18 protein-coding genes and 1 pseudogene are annotated in these 18,846 nt (G+C 32.1%); 5 read left to right on the top strand and 14 right to left on the bottom strand.

Annotated elements, in window-relative coordinates; translation table 11 throughout:
- The first annotated feature begins 159 nt into the window (after positions 1-159).
- A complete protein-coding gene (locus ACQH1W_RS04650; protein WP_341762864.1) occupies positions 160-1,137 on the top strand; it encodes an Rpn family recombination-promoting nuclease/putative transposase in 978 nt (325 codons plus the stop codon).
- A gap of 105 nt (positions 1,138-1,242) precedes the next feature.
- Here ACQH1W_RS04650 and ACQH1W_RS04645 read toward each other — a convergent pair.
- Positions 1,243-2,062: pseudogene (locus ACQH1W_RS04645) on the bottom strand (DNA adenine methylase).
- An 8-nt stretch (positions 2,063-2,070) separates the two neighbouring features.
- Positions 2,071-3,417 carry a hypothetical protein gene (locus tag ACQH1W_RS04640; RefSeq protein WP_425360960.1) on the bottom strand — a complete coding sequence of 449 codons (1,347 nt, stop codon included), beginning with the start codon at positions 3,415-3,417 and terminating at the stop codon, positions 2,071-2,073.
- A 222-nt stretch (positions 3,418-3,639) separates the two neighbouring features.
- On the opposite strand from ACQH1W_RS04640, the gene ACQH1W_RS04635 reads away from it, so the two are divergent.
- Together ACQH1W_RS04635 and ACQH1W_RS04630 are read left to right on the top strand one after the other, a co-directional pair.
- The gene (locus tag ACQH1W_RS04635) at positions 3,640-4,680 is read left to right on the top strand and encodes a transposase (RefSeq protein ID WP_425360959.1); all 1,041 of its coding nucleotides are present in this window, start codon (positions 3,640-3,642) and stop codon (positions 4,678-4,680) included.
- 439 nt (positions 4,681-5,119) lie between these two features.
- The gene (locus ACQH1W_RS04630) at positions 5,120-6,661 is read left to right on the top strand and encodes an Npt1/Npt2 family nucleotide transporter (protein ID WP_375332607.1); all 1,542 of its coding nucleotides are present in this window, start codon (positions 5,120-5,122) and stop codon (positions 6,659-6,661) included.
- 48 nt (positions 6,662-6,709) lie between these two features.
- Here ACQH1W_RS04630 and cyaY read toward each other — a convergent pair whose 3' ends face one another.
- Positions 6,710-7,021, bottom strand: coding sequence for an iron donor protein CyaY (gene cyaY, locus ACQH1W_RS04625; protein WP_341761779.1), 312 nt, complete (start codon positions 7,019-7,021; stop codon positions 6,710-6,712).
- Between the two features lie 2 nt (positions 7,022-7,023).
- On the bottom strand, positions 7,024-7,992 hold the full coding sequence (mltG, locus tag ACQH1W_RS04620) for an endolytic transglycosylase MltG (RefSeq protein WP_375333235.1): 969 nt from the start codon (positions 7,990-7,992) through the stop codon (positions 7,024-7,026).
- Positions 7,993-8,246: 254 nt separating this feature from the next.
- On the opposite strand from mltG, the gene ACQH1W_RS04615 reads away from it, so the two are divergent.
- Positions 8,247-8,963, top strand: a complete 717-nt coding sequence (locus tag ACQH1W_RS04615) for a hemerythrin domain-containing protein (protein ID WP_341762859.1) — start codon at positions 8,247-8,249, stop codon at positions 8,961-8,963.
- Positions 8,964-9,329: 366 nt separating this feature from the next.
- Here ACQH1W_RS04615 and ACQH1W_RS04610 read toward each other — a convergent pair whose 3' ends face one another.
- The 10 genes from ACQH1W_RS04610 to ACQH1W_RS04565 all read right to left on the bottom strand — a co-directional run bounded on the left by ACQH1W_RS04610 (position 9,330) and on the right by ACQH1W_RS04565 (position 18,462).
- Positions 9,330-9,692: a TfoX/Sxy family protein gene (locus tag ACQH1W_RS04610; protein WP_341762858.1), complete on the bottom strand. Its 363-nt coding sequence runs from the start codon at positions 9,690-9,692 to the stop codon at positions 9,330-9,332.
- Positions 9,670-10,014: a DUF2672 domain-containing protein gene (locus tag ACQH1W_RS04605; RefSeq protein WP_341762857.1), complete on the bottom strand. Its 345-nt coding sequence runs from the start codon at positions 10,012-10,014 to the stop codon at positions 9,670-9,672. The genes ACQH1W_RS04610 and ACQH1W_RS04605 overlap by 23 nt, the downstream gene beginning before the upstream one ends.
- Before the next feature lie 49 nt (positions 10,015-10,063).
- The gene (gene ettA, locus ACQH1W_RS04600) at positions 10,064-11,731 is read right to left on the bottom strand and encodes an energy-dependent translational throttle protein EttA (RefSeq protein WP_375332606.1); all 1,668 of its coding nucleotides are present in this window, start codon (positions 11,729-11,731) and stop codon (positions 10,064-10,066) included.
- Positions 11,732-11,947: 216 nt separating this feature from the next.
- Positions 11,948-12,598: a fructose-6-phosphate aldolase gene (gene fsa, locus ACQH1W_RS04595; protein ID WP_341762855.1), complete on the bottom strand. Its 651-nt coding sequence runs from the start codon at positions 12,596-12,598 to the stop codon at positions 11,948-11,950.
- The gene (locus tag ACQH1W_RS04590; RefSeq protein ID WP_375332605.1) at positions 12,599-13,471 is read right to left on the bottom strand and encodes a ParB/RepB/Spo0J family partition protein; all 873 of its coding nucleotides are present in this window, start codon (positions 13,469-13,471) and stop codon (positions 12,599-12,601) included.
- Positions 13,468-14,232, bottom strand: coding sequence for a ParA family protein (locus tag ACQH1W_RS04585; protein ID WP_375332604.1), 765 nt, complete (start codon positions 14,230-14,232; stop codon positions 13,468-13,470). The genes ACQH1W_RS04590 and ACQH1W_RS04585 overlap by 4 nt, the downstream gene beginning before the upstream one ends.
- Positions 14,207-14,806 carry a 16S rRNA (guanine(527)-N(7))-methyltransferase RsmG gene (gene rsmG, locus ACQH1W_RS04580; protein WP_341761566.1) on the bottom strand — a complete coding sequence of 200 codons (600 nt, stop codon included), beginning with the start codon at positions 14,804-14,806 and terminating at the stop codon, positions 14,207-14,209. The genes ACQH1W_RS04585 and rsmG overlap by 26 nt, the downstream gene beginning before the upstream one ends.
- Positions 14,806-16,653: a tRNA uridine-5-carboxymethylaminomethyl(34) synthesis enzyme MnmG gene (gene mnmG, locus ACQH1W_RS04575; protein ID WP_425360958.1), complete on the bottom strand. Its 1,848-nt coding sequence runs from the start codon at positions 16,651-16,653 to the stop codon at positions 14,806-14,808. Before mnmG ends, rsmG begins: the two co-directional genes overlap by 1 nt.
- A 10-nt stretch (positions 16,654-16,663) precedes the next feature.
- Positions 16,664-17,086, bottom strand: coding sequence for a nucleoside-diphosphate kinase (ndk, locus tag ACQH1W_RS04570; protein ID WP_341761565.1), 423 nt, complete (start codon positions 17,084-17,086; stop codon positions 16,664-16,666).
- A gap of 89 nt (positions 17,087-17,175) precedes the next feature.
- The gene (locus ACQH1W_RS04565; RefSeq protein ID WP_341762852.1) at positions 17,176-18,462 is read right to left on the bottom strand and encodes an MFS transporter; all 1,287 of its coding nucleotides are present in this window, start codon (positions 18,460-18,462) and stop codon (positions 17,176-17,178) included.
- A gap of 187 nt (positions 18,463-18,649) precedes the next feature.
- Between ACQH1W_RS04565 and ACQH1W_RS04560 the strand changes: the two genes are divergently transcribed.
- Positions 18,650-18,829 carry a DUF2706 domain-containing protein gene (locus ACQH1W_RS04560; protein WP_341761563.1) on the top strand — a complete coding sequence of 60 codons (180 nt, stop codon included), beginning with the start codon at positions 18,650-18,652 and terminating at the stop codon, positions 18,827-18,829.
- Positions 18,830-18,846: the final 17 nt, after the last annotated feature.

The raw sequence follows: 18,846 nt of genomic DNA, 5'->3' as shown, positions 1-18,846 counted from the left end.
TACATCATATTTTCACTAATATAAGTTAAATTGTTTTTCAACTTAACTTAGCAAATATTTGTTACTCAAAAACTATATAACAAAACGAAAAAACTGTTGCCTGTTAAAAGTTTTTATGTCAAAACACATTAAGGAACTCTCTAAAATTAGGTAGGTAAAATGACTACTAAACATTTGAAGCATGACCAAATTTTTCGCAAAGTAATGGAAAATCCACTAGTAGCACATGAATTCTTAAACGCTCATTTGCCTAAACATATTAAAGCTCTGATAGATTTTCCTAGTTTAAAATTTGAAAACACCAGTTTTATAGAGCAAAATCTAAGAGATTCTATCTCTGATGTGTTATTTTCTGCTAAGTTTGATGGTAAGGACGGTTATCTGTTTCTCCTCATTGAGCATCAAAGTTCGGCTGATCATTTTATGGCATTCCGTTTGTTACGATATATGTTAAATATCTGTGATAGATATTTAACTGCAAATCCTAAGGCAAAGTCTTTGCCATTAATATACCCACTAATATTTTTTAATGGTGCGGGGAACTATAATGCCTCTCGTAATTTGTGGGAACTTTTTGAAGATAACCTACTAGCTAAAGAGATTTGGACAAATGATTATCAAATAGTTAATGTTAATGATATTCCTGATGAGCAGTTAAAGCAAAGGGTGTGGTCTGGGATATTTGAGTTTTTTGCAAAACATATAAGAGAACGCGATCTACTTAAAAAATGGCAAGAAATAGCCGATATGTTACCTGAACTAGTCAAGGTAAGTATTGGCTATAACTATATAGAGCTGCTACTATGCTATACGTTGACAAGAATAAATAAAGAGGATAAACTAGAATTAGAAAAGCTATTAACAAGTAAGTTAAATCAGGAAACAGGTACAAGTCTTATGGGTAGTTTGGCACAACATTGGAAAGAAGAAGGCATTCTAGAAGGCTTTGAAATTGGTGAGGCTAAGGGAATCCAAATCGGAGAAGCTAGAGGAGAAGCTAGAGGAGAAGCTAAATTAATAAGAATGTTAATGAGAAAAGGAAGGGCTGTTAAGGAAATCGCTACAATGACTGGCTTACCTATCAGTAAAATTAACGAGCTATTAAAAATAGATATTCAAGATGAAAGTCCGGAATAATAGAAACAATAAGAAATGCTTCAGAGGAAGAGGAGCTATTTGGCAAGTAATCAATATCTGTTAAATTGAAACTATAAAGCTCAATTAGTACAGATTAGTAACTAGCTAAATATAATTCCTAATCAAAACCTCTTCTGCATCTTTCCTTGCATTAGCTCTACAATTAATATTTCTTGGTGCTTCGATAATTTCTATATGAAAATCTTTATACATCTGCCTTATAAACTGAATATTGGAATTTGAAAGCATAAAATATACACCCTTATCGTTTAACTCTTTACATTTTTGATAAAGTTTTATTTGGTCTATTTCTGTAAAATCAGATTTTGTATATTTAGTAAACGATTTATTATTTATAGGATAATAGGGAGGGTCAAAAAAAACAAAATCACCTTTATTGGGAGAAATTTTGCTGAAATCTTGATGTTTGATATCAACATTTTGTAGAAATTCACTACAAGCTATTATATTTGTCTCATCAACTATTGCTGGATTTTTGTACTTCCCTATAGGCACATTAAATTCCCCTTTGTTATTGACTCTATACAAACCATTATAACAGGTTTTATTAAGATATATAAAATGTCCAGCAATTTCTATATCATTAACCATTAAATTGTTTTCGGATTTTGTAATAATATTCTTCACAATGGTTTACTTTATGTTTTGCCAATAGCTTTATCAATTCTTGAGGTTTATGTTTAATCACAGCATATGTAGTGATTAAATCTCGGTTTATGTCTGATATAGTCGCACTAGCTGGAGCAAGAGCAAACAATAGGATTCCACCTCCTACAAATGGCTCATAATAGCTTTTATAAGTTTGCGGTATTCTTGAAGATAATTCTTTTATTAAACGTCTTTTTCCCCCTGCCCATTTTACAAATGGTTTTGCCTTATGGTCATTTTCAATTATTATGTGCATTCTTTTTCCTACCAATTCAAGTTATGACAGTCATGGAAGCCACATAGAGCGGGTTGTAGATAGAATAAATTACGACCCGGGATGTTTTTTTGAAGAGATTTTTTAAGCAACTTTTCTGCCTTATCCAGCTCACCATTTTTGATTAAAGTAACTATTGTGCCAAAATCAATAATATCACTACCCATAGTTCCTGCTAAAGCTTTAAGCAAATTATTATAACTATCATACTCATTAAAGAAAAAATCCCCAAATAATCCAAGACCACCACCCTGTAATAAGGATGCCATAAATACTCCTTCTTCGTTTGGTGCAATCCATTCTTTCCCTTCTACCAACCTTTTAGCATTGATCGATAAGTAACCAAGTCCTATAGAACCCGGTAATAATTGAAACAACATTTTAATAGTAGTCGGGTTTCTCATTGATTTAGCAATATCCTTCCATGTTGCTAAATCCAACAAATTGCCACTACCTATTTGTTGGTGGGTTGGTATTTGATCGATGGTTATTGATTTTAACGGTCTAGTAATGTAAGTATAGGCAAAAGTTTTGAATTGCATTATACACTGAATCACCGCGGCAGCTGGCGAACCTGCCTTAATGCCTAAATTACCGAGTAACACGGCATTTTTCTCGGCAGTATGCGGAGTGGCAATAGCTGTATCAACCCGATCAAGTAAATATCTTCGTAAATTATTGGTCAAATCCTGCTTTAATCTAGTTATATCGAGACTATTAATTGTACTTTTAGCACTTTGTTGTTGTAAATGTTGCTCTAGTAAATGATCAGGTAGTAGTGCCATATCAGGTATTAAATATGGCTTATTGTCTATTTGCTGTACTAAATGCTGATAAAGATGCCAATTACTTTCATTAATCCCATATCTATTAAGCAAAGTTTGTAAATTATGATATAGCGAATTAAAGGGCTTATTGACTTGTGATGCTAAATTATGCGATAACAAATTACCAACTGTAGATTTCCAAGTATTATCCCACCATTCCATAAAGTTTAGTTTAAAAAATGCATTGGTAAGTTTAAATATGCTACCAGATACTGGATACTCTCCTGCAAAACGAGAATGACTGTGAATAAGCAGTGAATCTACAGCCACACCAAGCAAACTAGCAAGCTCTTTTTTCTTTTTACCATTAAAGGCTGTAGCCGCCACTTGTAATAAATTAGCATAAGACTGAAGTAGTGGTATGCCATTGTTCTGTAACTCACTGACAAAACTTATCATATCAGGGGTTGAAGAAAGTACCACCTTGCCAAGATTTACCATACATTTCCAAGCACGATAAGCACCAAGGATACGGTCAACTGACGGTATTTGTGGTTTAACTCCTAGCATTAGGTCTAACTGATTAGTAAAACTGTTTGGATTACTCAGTACCGCTAATTGCCTTAAAGCCCTGCTTCGAAACTCTACTTCTGCTGGTGATTTGTACGTCGATGCGGTACTCGAATCCTCACGTACATTAGAGTCACACTACTGGACAAAAGAGATGGGGTGGTTGCAAGAGCTAGTAAATAGAGTATTTTAGATTGAACACAAAAAAATCTGTGGTACTCTATGTTACTAGCCGAATTACTATATAATCATTTTGAGATGAAAGATACAAGACTAAACACGTTCAAGGGCATAATAAAATCATTAATGTTGTGTCGAGGAAGCAAATATAAAAATATGGCAGAAGAAATAGAAGGAGATAAATTATTAGATTCAAAAATAAAAGCGGTATATAGATTTCTTCAAGAAGACAATATCAATATTGATGATTATTATAAGTATATGAAAAATTATATTCCTCAAGGGAAAGTGGTTTTATCAATAGATAGAACCACTTGGGAATTAGGACAGGAGATAAGAAATATATTAGTATTGTCGGTATCATATAATAAAATTGTTATGCCATTAATATATAAAATAATTCCTTATAAAGGAGCATGTACGGCAGACGATCAAATTGCAGTAATATCGAAATTTATAGAGGAATTTGGTAAGGAAAAGATAGAGGGAATATTAGGAGATAGGGAATTTGATAATGAGAAATTAATTACCTATCTTCACAATAAAAATATTAATTATGCATTAAGGGTGAGAAGGACAAATAGAATAGTTAATAAAGAAGGTCAATGGATTAGGATCGATAGCATGAAAGAAACAAAGATAAGAAATTTTTCTACAAGGTTTTATTCTGTCCCAGTGAAATTTGATCATATCAAATTAGCAAGCGGAGAATATCTATCGATAGTGTACAGTAAGAACATGTCAAACGGATCTGAAATATATCGGAAGAGATGGGATATCGAGGCAGGCTTTAAAGGGTGCAAAAGTAATGGTTTTAGAATGGAAGATACGCATATAAAGAGTAAAGTGCGATTAGAGAATTTTATAAAATGTTTATTTATAGCATATGCAATGGCAATAAAAATAGGAGCAATTGGAGAGCAAGAGCAACCGATAAAAATGAAGAAAACGCTAGGATGTAGGAGTTATTCTGTACTACAGTTAGGTATAAGATCAATTAAACAAGCTTATAGTCGTTCTAAGCAATTTTTTGATTCCTTAATCATAAAATTGTTTAAGTTACACTTTGTGCAACCAACCTAACCTTTTTGTCCAGTAGTGTGACGTTTGAGTACGCTGCGGGTCGAGGTTCCGGTCCTCCTACAAATTCCCTAGCAGAAGCGAATTCTGCAAGAGGTCTAATATTAGTATCAATTCTTCGCTGCTTTCAAGAATTATTTTTTGAAAGTAGCATGGATGAGCCGTAGTCACGTATATCTAATTCTAGAAGGTTTTAGGCAAAAACGATCATTCCTAGCTAAAAGCGGGAATCTAAAAAATAACCTGCAAAGGCTATTAGATATTATGGATTCCCGTTTTTAGTATAAGAATGATATCAGGAGCAGTTAAACTTATGTTTATATCAACTATTGATTATAATTTTTAATTACCCTGCTCAAATTCGTGCTTATTCTTCTTGACACTAAAGACAATAAGCTTTAATATGTAGCCCTAGCCAATAAATAAGTAGGTTGGGCCTTATATGGCAGTCATTTCTAGAATTCTTTCGTATTTTTCTATAACTCACAATACATCCTCACCCTCAAAATTAACAAATAAATTATTAGAATATATTTGGCCTGTTGAAAGACATGAATTATCCAAATTTCTATATATAACATTATTGATGTTTTGTATTTTGTTTATACAAAACATTATCAGAGCCTTAAAAGACAGCCTTGTTAATACTATGATTGGTACTGAAACTGTATCATTTCTCAAATTTTGGGGTGTTCTTCCTTCTTCATTTCTAGTCATGATGATCTATGTAAAATTAGTAAATAACATGAAAGGTGAAAATATCTTCTACCTTATACTGTCAATTTTTCTAATATTTTTTGCCTTATTTGCTTTTTATATTTTTCCTAATCATACAATATTTCATTTGAGTAGTGAGCATGCAAGCATTTTAATAAAGTCTTATCCTAATTTGAAGTGGTTTATATTACTTTTATCTAATTGGAGTTTTTCCCTATTCTATATTATAGCAGAATTATGGCCAGGTGTGATGTTTGCATTACTCTTTTGGCAGTTTGTTAATAATGTCACTTCGGTAGAACAATCGAAAAGATTTTATCCTTTATTTGGACTCTTGGCACAAACAGGTATTTACATATCAGGCAAGTTTTTAGAAAATTTAGCTTATTTCAATCAATATTTAATTAGAAATTTTGACTTAAAACATACAAATACAGAACTTTCAGTACAAATTATCTTAGTCTGTGTACTTGTTCTTGGTATAATAGCAGTGGCAACTTTTTGGATGTTAAACCATAAAATATTAGCTAAAGATCAGGTAGAACAACTGAAATTTTCGGTCAAGAAGCAATCAATAACTCTTGTGGAAAGTTTTAAAATGATTATCGCTTCAAGATATATTAGACTAATTGCTACACTACTTATTTGCTATGGCATAGCTATAAATTTAGTTGAAGGACCTTGGAAGGCATCAGCTGCAAAAATTTATAAAACGCCAACTGAATTCGCTGCTTTTGTTGGCAACTATCTAAGTATTACTGGCATATTTACTATTCTATTTGTTATTCTTGGTTCTAATATTGTAAGAAGGTTGGGTTGGTTTACAGCAGCAATTATAACGCCAATAATGGTTTTTGTAACTGGTATGTTATTTTTTGCAGTATCCGACTTTGATGGATTTGCTGCCTTAATTGTGGTTAGCTTTATGTTAACCGACCCTTCTTTGATTGCTATTACAATGGGACTAATCAATAATGTGCTAAGTAAATCAAGTAAGTATACTTTATTTGATTCTACTAAAGAAATGTCATATGTTCCTTTAGATACTGAACTTAAAACAAAAGGTAAGGCAGCTGCCGACATAATCGGCACTAAGCTTGGAAAGTCAACAAGTGCATTTCTCCAATCTTTAATATTTATTATTATGCCTTCTGCAACTTTTCAATCCATCTCTATCTATTTAATGGTAGTCTTTGGTATAATCTGTATCATATGGATTTGGACAGTTAGAGAATTAAGTAAAGAATACAATAATATAACATCATGAATCTTAGACATTATTCCTTAAATCTAAGATAACAACTAATAGCTACAACTAGTAGATATAATTTAGCATATTAATTTTTAACTCCTGCTCTAAAATAACAATTAGATCATCAGAGGATTTTGATTTCCATTTACCAGCAACATAATAAAAATGGTAAGGACCACTAATCGGTGAAGATAACCAAATTTCTTTAGCAGCTGAGTGTTTGTTAATAACAAATACTCCTTGGTTAGTAGTTAGGGTTAGAATATCACCTTGAAAATCAATATCGATAAGACAATTCTTATCTTCTGCCTCAATTGTATCGGCAATTAAAGATATTGTTTTTTCAGCCAATTTGGCAAATTCAGTATTGTCCATACTTAATGCTCCTTTAAACTTTTGCGATACATCTCAACGTACTTATTGTGATCGTTAAGGTTATTGGAAAAATTATGCCCTCCCATAATGTTAACAACAAAATATAATGAATCAATTTTAGCAGGATTTACTACAGCTTCTAAAGATTTTATTCCAGGGCAAGAAATAGCTCCAGGTGGTAAATTAAAGACATAATATGTATTATAGGGTGATTGGATAGCTAAGTCTTTTTTAGTTAATCGCCTTGCTAGTTTATCTTGCCCAAGTGTTATAGCATAAATCGTCGTTGGATCTGCTTGCAATTTCATATGTTTGGTAAGGCGATTTAGAAATACAGCAGCAATCAAAGGTTTTTCTGCGTCTAAGCTAGCTTCCTTCTCCACAATGGACGCTAAAATTAAGACGTCAAGACGGGTTTTTAATGGGGAATTGGGTGATAATTTTTCCATGACTTTGTCAAGATGCAGGGACATTAATTTTCGCATTTTATCAATGATCTGCTCTTTTTGATCACCATATGAAAAAAAATAAGTAGATGGCATTAAAAATCCTTCAGGAATTGTTCCTAGAATCTCACCAATTAAGCGTTCTTCATTATTAATCTTTTGTATTATTTCATGTACAAGCAGACCCTCAGGTATAATCATTTTATGAATAATCGATTTGCCACTGGACAATATTTTTAAAGTTTGCATTGGAGAAATATTTTGAGTAAAAGTATATTCCCCACTTTTTATAGGATGTTTTAATGAATATATTTTTGTAAGAAATGCAAATAAATAAGGATATTTAATGATTTTGTTATCATTTAATATCGTAGTAATTTGATCAATCGACAACTTAGGCTTAATTATTAGAGTTTTACTTTCTGCAAGTAAACCAGGTACAAATAAGTAAAATATACAAAAATTGATTCCGCTGATCAGCAAAATCAATGTAATAGTTACAAAAACAAATTTTATTTTTAGTATTTTCTTAAACAAGCTATACCTAATTAGAATTAGATGATTTCAGAAGATTATAACATAACCTCAACTATCGATGTAATAAATTAATAATAGGCGGAACAGTAATATAGGTAGTGATAACATTTAAATAATATGTTATGATGCAGATAATTAACATTCATAAAAATTATTAATATGCAAATACAGAAATGCTATCGCGTTATTTTTCAAACCTATGATCAATCTAATCCTCTAATTTAGTTAAGGAATATAATCAAATGCTAAGATATGATCTGTATAGAAGTGTACATAAGTTCATTCGTAAGAAGCTGTACCAGTTCGGAGAGGAGCTAGGTAAAACAGATTTTCGAAAAATAGCAGCTGTAATTGGTATTAAAGATTCTTTTAATAATATTGCATTTGATCTAAAAATGCATGCACAAAAAGAAGAAAAATATTTTACCCCATTGTTTAATGAAAAAGGATCAACCGTGCATAAGCATGTTGAACAAGTACATTACGACCAGGAAAATGAGCTGATGGAGTTTCAGGGGATTTTTGAAAATGCGATAAAAACAGTGGATGATGAAGAACGGGTTATACAAGGCTGCCATATCTGCTCCTTATATGATAAGTTTTTGTCTAACAATCTTCTGCATTTTTATCAAGAAGAAACCATATTAATGCCTGAATTATGGCATCTTTATTCTGATAAAGAGTTGCAGCAGGTTACCGTAGATAGTTATAGAGGTCTGCCTAAACATGTTTTATTAGATAGCTCGAGCTTCTTCCCGGTTTTGAATTTTCTTGAAAAACGTACTTATTTACAAGATATTAAAGAAGCTTGCTCACCTGAAATGTTTCTTGAAATTTGGAAGCGTACATTAGTCTCAGAAGGCTGTTTCACTAATGATGAAAAATCCACTTTCGCCATGGAGTTTGATTTGCCCTTAAAAGGCACTACTGCAGACAGTACAGAACTTGTAAAACTGTAATATATTTAGTGATTTTAACATATTTATGCTGCATTTAATACAGCAGTTTGCCACTTACGCGAATTTGGAATAAGAATTTGTCAATTCTTATATACTCTTCTGCTCCTACGAATTGTTTTTTGAAAATATCATGGATTCGCATGCGTAACTATACTATATGTACGCTTAGCATGCTCACCATTCATTTGCAAATCCAATTCTTCAAATCATTTGAGTATACCAAATTCGGTGAAATTATAGAAACAATCAGATTTGAGACGGCTCTGCATCTGATTGTTAAATTAATATTTTTAATTTTAATCCAAAACTGAGGTTAGTAAATACAATATCAGATTTTTGGTGTCCTTCATAATTCACAATTCTACCTCAATGATTTAAAGCATGAGGTATTTTCTTGGAATTAATAGATACATTAAATGCCATAGAGACCCATTTTCCAAGTTCTTCCTCTTGATCTAAAATCTCAGGTAATACTTTCCAATATGATATAGTTACCAGCTTATTTTTGCTATTATAGGTAAATGGCTGTGAGCCAAAAGATTTAAAATATTTAGCGGTGAAGCTATCTGCTTTAAAATATAGCTCACTTTCTGCAATAATCCCTATTATCACTCTATCTTTATATATGCTATAACTACCGAACATCGTACGAGTAGTTATTTGACCGAAAGGTGCTAATATATCTTTTATATACTCAATAAATTCATTATTTCTTACAATCTTGTACATATTTTGTACTTTTTATTTTTATAAGCTCATCATACTTTGCTTTAAGCTCATCTAGAGAATAATTACCATCATAATATCCTTGGATATTAATGATTCTTTCTAAATAAAAATTCAACAGCTCAGCTTTATTCTCTAAAATATTATTATCAATTTTTAAGTCTTTCGTAATATAGGCTAATGCTTGATTTTTGATAGCTGAGCAGTATAATTTAAATTCTTGGATTTTTTTTATAATGCTTGGAATATCTTCTGGTTTCATTACTATCAGTGCTACTAACATAACCACTAATATTTCTCCTAGAGACATAATAGACCTCTTCATAATTCTATTTCTGCTGTATACTCTTCTGCTTTTAATCCAAAATTGAGGTTTATACTAACTTTTTATGACGATATTTAGGATTAATAATATTTTCCCCTGTTAAATTAATCATATAATCATGGTAATCTTGGTAATTTCCTTCAAACCATGTAGCATTTCCATCTTTATCAAAAGCAATAATATGTGTTGCTATTCTATCTAAAAACCAACGATCATGGCTTATTACTAATACACATCCAGCAAAATCCAAAATCGCATCTTCTAAGGCTCGTAACGTATCAACATCAAGATCATTCGATGGTTCATCAAGTAATATAACGTTAGCTCCCTCTTTTAGTAATTTGGCTATATGCACTCTATTGCGTTCACCACCAGAAAGTTGCCCTACTTTCTTCTGTTGGTCTCCACCCCTAAAATTAAAGGCTGCACAATAAGCTCGACTTTTCATTGATCTAGAACCAAGTTGTAACTCTTCAAGACCTGAGGAAATCTCATCCCACACAGTCTTGTTATCGTCTAAATCATCTCTTGATTGATCAACGTAACCAAGTTTAACAGTTTGTCCTAATTTAATAGAGCCGTGATTTGGATCAGTTTTGCCAGTGATAATGTTAAATAAAGTAGATTTACCTGCTCCATTTGGACCTATAATACCAACAATAGCTCCTGGAACAACCTTAAAGCTAAAATCTGATAACAACACCTTATCACCGTATCTCTTTGCTATATGCTCTGCCTCTATAACTAAATCGCCTAGGCGTGGACCATTAGGTATAATAATTTGTGCAATGCCGGATCTTTGTTCTTTTTGTTTAGTCAACAAATCCTGATAAGCACTAATTCTAGCCTTACTTTTTGATTGTCTAGCTTTTGGTGATTGACGTATCCATTCAAGTTCTCTTTTTAATTGTTTACTCCTATCATCTTCTTCTTTATCTTCAAGCTCTAATTTTGCTTGCTTCTGCTCGAGCCAAGTAGTGTAATTAGAATGCCATGGAACACATCTACCACGATCCACCTCTAATATCCAATCCGTTACCTTATCAAGAAAATATCGATCATGGGTAATAACTACTACAGTACCTTTATAATTTTTTAAATAATTTTCTAGCCAAGATACCGATTCAGCATCTAAATGATTTGTCGGTTCATCGAGTAATAACATATCAGGCTTTTCTAGTAAAAGTTTACATAACCCCACTCGTCTTTTTTCCCCACCTGAGATTTTTGTAACATCGGCATCTTTATTTGGACACCTTAATGCAAACATAGCAATCTCTATTTCCCTCTCTAAACTCCAAGCATCACAACTATCTATTTTTTCCTGTAGATCAGCCTGTTTTGCTAGAAGTTCGTTCATTTCATCATCTGACATTTCCTCAGCAAATTTATAGCTTATTTCATTAAATTCATCGATTAAAGCTTTCTTCTCACTTAAACTTTCCATAATATTATCAAAAACATTTCGAGTAGGATCAAGATGCGGCTCCTGAGCTAAATAGCCAACTCTAACCCCACTCGCTACAAACGCCTCACCGTCATATTCTTTGTCAATACCTGCCATAATTTTTAAAAGAGTAGATTTGCCAGCACCATTTGGACCAATAATACCAATCTTTGCCCCTGGTAAGAAGGATAAATACGTTTCCTTTAAGATTTGTTTACCGTTGATAGTCTTACTTAGACCATTCATAACATAAACATATTGATATGACATAACTCTTAATTCCTTTATTGTCGATTATTTCTTATAATTTACTTGTAGCTTTTAACTTTATAAATAGTTGGTGGAAAAATTAACCTTAATATACATGAATTAATTTTATAGTTTTTGTAATATAAAGTATACTCGAATGATTTGGAGAATTGGATTTGAAAATGAGGGGCAAGCGAACTAGATTGAGTTTTTTTCATATATTCACCTTTTTAATTATTAAAACTTTAATCTAGATTTAGCCCAATCTCTATTAAAAACCTCTAAACCTGAATCTGTTAGTGGATGATCTAATAATTGTTTGATAATTTTACTAGACATTGTAGCAACATCAGCTCCATACATAGCAGATTGATAAACATGGTTTGGGTTTCTTATAGATGCCGCTAAGATTTTTGTCTGATATTGATAATTATCATACATCTGTCTTATATCTCTTATTAAACTCATACCATTCTGACCTATATCATCAAGCCTACCTATAAAAGGTGATACATAATATGCTCCAGCTTTTGCAGCGATAAGAGCTTGATTAACCGAAAAGCATAGTGTCATATTTACTTTCTTGCCTTTATTTGCAAAATACTGGCACACTTTAATACCATTCCATGTCATAGGTAATTTGATAACAATATTACTTGATATTCCTAAAATTTTGTTACCTTGGCTAATCATAGTGTCAACATCATTGGCAGCTACTTCTACACTAACATCAGAGCGTACTATCTTACATATCTTAATAATGGTTGATCCAAAATCATCTTTTGTCTTAGACATCAAAGAAGGATTAGTAGTTATACCATCAATGATACCCAATTGGTTAATCTCATCAATTTCTTTAATATCAGCACTATCTAAAAAAATTTGCATTTAATTTAACCTCGACAAAATTGAATCAAGTTCCTCTAAACTATTATAGTGAAATATTAATTTTCCACCAATTGGATAGTCTTCAATAGTTACTTTTATATTAAATCTTTCTGACAATGATTTAGCTAATAACTGTAAATCATTATCTTTACTACCTTCTTTTAGGAATTTCTTTCCTACACGTTTCTCATGTTCTGGTGCTTTTGTATATTCATTTTTGGACCAGTTTCTTACCATATCTTCAGTTTGACGAACATTTAAATCATTCTCAATAATATGATTAGCTATTATCTCAGCCTGCTCATGATTAATTAAACATCTTGCATGTCCCATAGTTAAAAAACCATCATTTATTTTATCTTTGATAGATTGTGGCAATTGATTTAGCCTTAATAAATTCGCTATATGACTACGACTTTTGCTAAGTTTTCCTGCTAGTTGCTCTTGTGTATAACCAAACTCTTTTATTAATCGCTCAAATCCTTCTGATTCTTCTATAACCGATAATTCCTCTCTTTGAATATTTTCAATTAGAGCTATTTCTATAATCTCTTTATCATTTAAATCTTTTATAATCGCAGGAATATCACTAACCTTAGCTATCTTACAAGCACGCCAACGTCTCTCACCAGCTATAATTTTATATCTCCCCTCGCTAATTGAACTAACAATAATTGGTTGTAACAAACCATTATTACTTATGGAATCGGCTAATTCTTTTATTTTATCATACTCAAATTTTTTCCTTGGTTGATTATTCCTAGCTTCAATTTTGTCGATATCTATAATTTTTACTAATTCATCTTTCTCTATAGTAAAAACCTCTTCTCCAAGCAAAGCTGACAACCCTTTACCTAAACCTTTGTTTTTCATATATTTCTACCTAAAATCTCTTTAGTAAGTTCCATGTAAGCAATAGAGCCAGCACATTTATGATCGTAAATAATTGCTGGCTGACCGTAAGATGGTGCCTCAGATAGTTTTATATTCCTTGGAATAACTGTCTTAAATACCAATCTTCCTAAGCATTTTCTAACGTCCTCTTCCACTTGTTCAGTTAATAGATTGCGTTTATCGTACATAGTAAATAAAATACCAGCGATTTTTATTTTTGGGTTTAGATTCTTCTCTATAATTTCAATTGTTTTTAGTAAATGACTTAACCCTTCTAATGAATAAAAATCGCACTGCATGGGAATTAACACATTATCACAAGCAACTAACGCATTGACTGTTAGCAGATTAAGAGATGGAGGGCAATCTATCATAACATAATCATAGTCATCGACTAAGTTATTTAATAAATCTGATAATAAATATTCTCGCTTTTTTATACTTAATAAATCCGACTCGGCACCAGACAAATTAGTATTAGATGTAATTAATTGTAAATTTGGAATATTTGTTTGTATTATAGCTTCTCCAATAGGCTTTGAACCTGTTAATACCTGATAAATAGTAACCTTTCTATCTTGTTGACTTATACCAAATCCAGTGCTACTATTTCCTTGAGGATCTAAATCTATTACTAAAATTTTTTTATCCATTACAGATAAAGCTGTCGATAAATTTACAGTAGTCGTAGTTTTAGCAACTCCACCTTTTTGATTAACTATCGCAACTATTTTTGTCATGTATATTACTAATTTCTAGAATTTTACTATTATTAGAAGTCTCACTATCATATACCGAATACCAAAAAGACCACCTCTTTTTGGCATTCTCAATTTCTTCGTGATACTGCTCACCTTTAAATAATAAATATTTATTTTTTACATTAATATGTTTGGTATAAACAAATATTTTCTCTAACTGAGCAAATGCCCTAGAAGTTAATATATCACAATCTAATTTAACATCTTCTATTCGTTGATTAACCACCTTTACTTTGTTACTAGAAATTTTAGAAGCTTGCAATAAAAAAATAGACTTTCTTATATCAGATTCCACTAAAGTAACATTCTTTATCCCTGCAATAGACAATACTATCCCTGGAAATCCACCACCCGAACCAACATCTACTAAATGGATATTGTGGTCATTTATGTACTTCATGAGTTGCAAAGAATCTAAAATATGTCTTACCCAAAACTCATGTTCGGTATTACAAGAAACGAGGTTAATAGTTTTATTCCACTTCAATGTTAACGATTGATATTTTCCTAGAGCATCTATTGTTTCACGTGAAATATTATCACAGTCATACATTAATTTCTATGCCTTGTTTTCATATAAATTATAATTGCTATTAAAGCAGCTGGAGTAACACCGGATATTCTTCTAGCCGCACCAATAGTAGCTGGTTTATGATGGTGTAGTTTTTCTCGCACCTCTATAGACAAACTTGGTATTTTAAAATAATCAATATCATCATCTAACAATTCTAATTCTTCTTCTTTAAATAATTGAATATCTGCATTTTGTCTAGTCAAATAAGAGGAATATCTTGATTCGATACAAAGATAATGAAGAAGTTTTCTATTTAATGAAACAAGCTCTGGAAAAATTTCTATTGTTTTATCGATACCAAAATTTGGTAATCCCAGCAAATCAAAGGCTGTTTTGTGTGAACCATCTTGTGAGATAGACACGCCTAGATTAGCTAACTTAGTGGTTGTTAGAGAAAGAGTTCTTACAATATTTTCTGCCTTATGAATATCTTCACATTTTTTGTTAAAAATCTCTTTGCGTAAATCAGATACAATACCAAAATCTATAGCCATTTGAGTTAGTCTTAAATCTGCATTATCTGCCCTAACTGAAAGCCTATATTCAGATCTAGAAGTAAACATTCTATAAGGCTCTGCTGTACCAAGAGTAATTAAATCATCAATCATAACACCAATATAGGCATCTGCTCTAGTCAAAATAAAATTTGATTGACTTTTTAGTGATAAAGCTGCATTAATACCTGCTATGATTCCTTGCCCCGCCGCTTCTTCATAACCAGTGGTGCCATTAATTTGACCAGCAAAGTATAACCCCTCAATTTTTTTTGTTTCTAAAGTTGCTTTTAATTCTCTAGGATCAACATAATCATATTCTATTGCATAGGCTGGTCTTAACATTGTAGCCTTTTTAAGACCAGGAATTGTCTTTAGTAATGCTAGTTGTATATCTTCAGGTAATGATGTAGATATACCATTTGGGTATATCGTATGGTCATCCAAACCTTCAGGTTCTAAGAATATTTGATGACTTGCTTTAGCAAACCTAGTAACCTTGTCCTCAATAGATGGGCAATATCTTGGTCCTATGCCCTCGATTTGTACAGAATACATAGCTGATTTATCTAAATTATTTCTAACAATTTCATGAGTTTGTTCAGTTGTTCTAGTAACGAAACAATTTATTTGCTTTACCTTAATAGAATCTGTAAGTTCAGAGAAAGGGCGTGGCACGGCATCTCCAGTCTGCACTTCTACTTCGTTATAATCAATTGTTCTCCCATCTATTCTTGGAGGTGTACCAGTTTTTAACCTACCAAGGGAAAAACCTAGATATTTCAATGTGTTAGATAAGCCGTATGATGGCCTTTCACCCACTCTACCAGATGGGATTTTTTTAGGTCCTATATGAATGAGTCCAGATAAAAACGTACCTGTAGTCAACACAGCTTTTTGACATGCAATTCTCGTACCATCGTCTAAAATCAATGCTTTCACTCTAGAGTCTTGGATTTCAATATTTTCTACAGATGCATATAAAATTGTCAAATTTGGATGATTTATTAAAGCATTATACATAGCTTTTTTATAAAGTTTTCTATCAGCTTGAGCTCTTGGTCCCCAAACTGCTGGTCCTTTACTTTCATTAAGCATCTTATAATGTATACCAGCTTGATCTATAATTTTACCCATAAGCCCATCAAGTGCATCTACCTCTTTCACTAGAGTACCTTTCGCCACTCCGCCTATTGCAGGATTACAAGACATTTCACCAAGATTATCTAGCTTCAGAGTAATTAAAAGAGTATCTACACCACAACGTGCAGAAGCCGAAGCTGCCTCGCAACCAGCATGACCACCACCAATAACTACAACGCTATATTTCATAAGACTTAAGTTATTCTACAATTTCTTTTTTAGTAAAGAATAATTTCACTTCTCTTTCTGCACTTTCTAAACTATCAGAACCATGGATACTATTAGCCTCAATATTCTCTGCAAAATCTTTTCGAATTGTGCCTAGTTCAGCATCATTTGGGTTAGTAGCTCCCATTATTCTACGATTTTTTAAAATAGCATTTTCCCCTTTAAGCACCTGCAAGACGACTGGACCAGAAATGATATATTCCACTAAACTATTAAAAAATGCCTTTGACCTATGCTCTGCATAGAAATTTTCTGCTTGATCTCTAGTTAAAATAGTCATTCTTTGAGCTACTATTTTTAGTCCAGTATTTTCTAAGTAAGAAATAATTTTACCAATTAGATTTCTTTTCGTAGCATCTGGCTTAATCATTGAAAATGTATATTCTTGAGTCACAGTAAACCTTTATTAATTTATTGTTAATATTTATATAAATTTATATATTTTTGGCAAGCAAATTCTGATAGCATGGTTAAAGTGGTACTTTATGCAATTTTTCTAGAACTATAATTCCAAGTTAAGGAAAAAAGTATTGCCCCCAAGAAAGCAGAAAAGATAAAAAATAAAAAAACACCATTCCAACCTAAATTATCAGAAATCCAACCAACACATACCCCAGCCAATGCAGCACCAAGATAACCAAATAAGCCTGAAAGACCATTAGCTGTACCAACTGCTTGTTTATTAGTAAAATCTGCTGTAGCAACACCTATTAAGACTTGCGGTCCAGATACAAAAAAACCAGCCAAAGCAAGAATAATCATGCTAAATATTTCATACTCGTTTGGTATTTGCCAAAATAAAATAAGAGTAAAAGCCAAAACAAACATAAATACTGAACCAACTGGACCACGTCGTCCTTGAAATAGCTTGTCTGACATCCATCCAGCAACAACACCACCAATTAAACCTAAAATATCATAAGAAGCAACTTGTAGACCAGCTTGAGCAATAGTAACGTTTTTTAGTTCACGTAAAAATACGGGTGCCCAAAAAATTACACCTGACCGTACAATATAAACAAACATATTAGCAAAACACACATACCACACTAACCTATTACAAAATACAATTTTTATTAGTTGACGCGTTAATAAATTATCACCATTGTTTCCAAGAGATATATCACATTCTTTATACTCTTCTACTATGGGTAAATTAACCTCATTGGGAGAATTACGTAATCTATTAAATAAAAATAACGATATTAATAATGCCACTATTCCAGGAATTATAAATGCTGCTTTCCAACCATAAACGTCTATTAAATAGCCACACACTATCATAGTAGTTGCTCCGCCAATTTGATTAGAAGTAGCCCCTAAAGACCATTTCATTCCTAATTCCTTAGAAGCGTACCAATAAGTCAACATACGTGTTGCAGGCGGCCATCCCATGGATTGAAACCAATTATTCAGAATCCATAAAAGACCCAGTAAGGTTATACTAGAAGCGAAACCAGATAACAATGTTATGATGCCTACAAGGGCAAGACCAACCACCATAAATATACGAGCATTTGATCTATCGCTAAAGAATCCATTACACAATTTTCCTACACCATAAACTATAGAAGAGGCTGTTAAAATCCAGCCAAGTTGAGTTTTTGTTACCTCAAAATTATCCATTAAAGCAGGCATGGCAATATTAAAATTCTGACGACAAAATATGAATGTTGAATAACCAATAATTATTGAATATAAAATTCTAATACGCCAGCTATTATACTTTCTAGCATAAGGAGGTCTTTCTTTGAAGGATGTACTTACCATCGTTTCCTTAGGTTATTACTTGCAAACATTTGAAGAGAGTATATATGCTTGTCAGGAAAAATGCCACAAGCTATTATGTATTTTGTATCTAAAACTTATTTTTTATTAAATGTACTTGAGATATATTGCGAACTAGGTTAACCTCCTATAGAATCTAAGACAATAAAATTAATTCCAAACGACAATTATGACAAAATTATTAAGATTTTCTCTGTTTTTTGTTATACTCTTGCAATTATTATCATGCACTCCTGGTCCTCCTTACGAGATTAAAAGCCCTTGTGTGTCTATTGAATCAACAGATTCTTCGAGTACTGGCAACCCATGTGTTCGTAGACCGGTAAATTTAACTAGAGATATTGCCTAAAGGTTTACTTTTATAAT

Source organism: Candidatus Tisiphia endosymbiont of Stenodema calcarata (genome assembly GCF_964030695.1).
Taxonomy (GTDB): domain Bacteria; phylum Pseudomonadota; class Alphaproteobacteria; order Rickettsiales; family Rickettsiaceae; genus Tisiphia.
This window is presented reverse-complemented; position numbering and strand designations above follow the sequence as displayed.

Coding starts and splice junctions, on each gene's coding strand:
- ACQH1W_RS04650 (WP_341762864.1), top strand. CDS start 160: ATGACTACTAAACATTTGAAGCATGACCAAATTTTTCGCAAAGTAATG.
- ACQH1W_RS04605 (WP_341762857.1), bottom strand. CDS start 10,014: ATGAAGAGGTCTATTATGTCTCTAGGAGAAATATTAGTGGTTATGTTA.
- rsmG (WP_341761566.1), bottom strand. CDS start 14,806: ATGTATGACTGTGATAATATTTCACGTGAAACAATAGATGCTCTAGGA.
- ACQH1W_RS04560 (WP_341761563.1), top strand. CDS start 18,650: ATGACAAAATTATTAAGATTTTCTCTGTTTTTTGTTATACTCTTGCAA.
- ACQH1W_RS04590 (WP_375332605.1), bottom strand. CDS start 13,471: ATGAAAAACAAAGGTTTAGGTAAAGGGTTGTCAGCTTTGCTTGGAGAA.
- fsa (WP_341762855.1), bottom strand. CDS start 12,598: ATGCAAATTTTTTTAGATAGTGCTGATATTAAAGAAATTGATGAGATT.
- ACQH1W_RS04615 (WP_341762859.1), top strand. CDS start 8,247: ATGCTAAGATATGATCTGTATAGAAGTGTACATAAGTTCATTCGTAAG.
- ACQH1W_RS04630 (WP_375332607.1), top strand. CDS start 5,120: ATGGCAGTCATTTCTAGAATTCTTTCGTATTTTTCTATAACTCACAAT.
- ACQH1W_RS04585 (WP_375332604.1), bottom strand. CDS start 14,232: ATGACAAAAATAGTTGCGATAGTTAATCAAAAAGGTGGAGTTGCTAAA.
- cyaY (WP_341761779.1), bottom strand. CDS start 7,021: ATGGACAATACTGAATTTGCCAAATTGGCTGAAAAAACAATATCTTTA.
- ACQH1W_RS04610 (WP_341762858.1), bottom strand. CDS start 9,692: ATGTACAAGATTGTAAGAAATAATGAATTTATTGAGTATATAAAAGAT.
- ACQH1W_RS04640 (WP_425360960.1), bottom strand. CDS start 3,417: ATGCTAGGAGTTAAACCACAAATACCGTCAGTTGACCGTATCCTTGGT.
- mnmG (WP_425360958.1), bottom strand. CDS start 16,653: ATGAAATATAGCGTTGTAGTTATTGGTGGTGGTCATGCTGGTTGCGAG.
- ACQH1W_RS04635 (WP_425360959.1), top strand. CDS start 3,640: ATGTTACTAGCCGAATTACTATATAATCATTTTGAGATGAAAGATACA.
- ACQH1W_RS04565 (WP_341762852.1), bottom strand. CDS start 18,462: ATGGTAAGTACATCCTTCAAAGAAAGACCTCCTTATGCTAGAAAGTAT.
- ettA (WP_375332606.1), bottom strand. CDS start 11,731: ATGTCATATCAATATGTTTATGTTATGAATGGTCTAAGTAAGACTATC.